Origin of the sequence: Marinobacter sp. G11 (genome assembly GCF_021282325.1) — a bacterium.
Classification (GTDB): Bacteria; Pseudomonadota; Gammaproteobacteria; order Pseudomonadales; family Oleiphilaceae; genus Marinobacter; species Marinobacter vinifirmus.
In genome coordinates, this window is sequence record NZ_JAJSPB010000110.1 from 1 (window position 1) to 757 (window position 757).

Sequence of the window (757 nt, forward strand, 5' to 3'; positions counted from 1 at the left end):
GGCCAGCGGCACGTACGAAATATCCGTTGCCCACACCTGGTTGGGGCGGTCGATTTTCAGCCCTTTGAGCAGGTACGGATAAACTTTGTGCCCGTCGCCCGGAATGCTGGTTCTGGGGCGTGGATACACCGCCTGAATGCCCATGGTGCGCATTAGGCGCTGAACCCGCTTGCGGTTTATCAGGTGGCCTTTGCGCTCCAGATGGACTCGCATCTTACGAGAGCCATAGTACGGCGTTTCCAGATGCTGCTGGTCAATCAGGTACATCAGATCCAGATCCTCCTGACACTGTTCACGAGGGACGTAGTACACCGACGAGCGGCTCAGTTTGAGCAACTCGCACTGGCGCACAATGCTGACTTGGGGATGACCATGCTCGATCATCGCCAACCGGCGTTGACGGCTTACTGATCGAGCTTGCGCGACAAAAAATCGCGTTCCACCGTCAGTCGGCCGATCTCGCGGTAGAGTTCGTCAGAACTGGGCTCGTTGGACTGTTTGCCGGACCTTTTTTTGCCTTCGAAGAGGTCCGGAGCATTCTCCAACAACTCGCGTTTCCAGGTGCTAACCATGGTCGGATGAATCTGGAACCGGGCGGCAATTTCAGATGTGGTCTGGTCACCCTTGAGGGCGGCTAGGGCAACTTTGGACTTGAACGATGGGCTGTATTGCTTGCGTTTCTTGCTCATGATTCTCCTCCTTGTGGAGATGATGAATCAGAGCTTAGGCACCTGTCCAAATTTCGGGGTCCACTTCA

2 protein-coding genes are annotated in these 757 nt (G+C 55.4%); both read right to left on the reverse strand.

All coding sequences use genetic code 11. The annotated features are described in order from the left end of the window. On the reverse strand, positions 1–384 hold a 384-nt coding region (locus tag LWH94_RS19265; protein ID WP_232903314.1), incomplete at its 3' end, for an IS3 family transposase. Between the two features lie 20 nt (positions 385–404). Beyond that, entirely contained in the window at positions 405–689 is a 285-nt protein-coding gene (locus LWH94_RS19270; RefSeq protein WP_022988855.1) for a helix-turn-helix domain-containing protein, read from the reverse strand. Between the last annotated feature and the right edge of the window lie 68 nt (positions 690–757).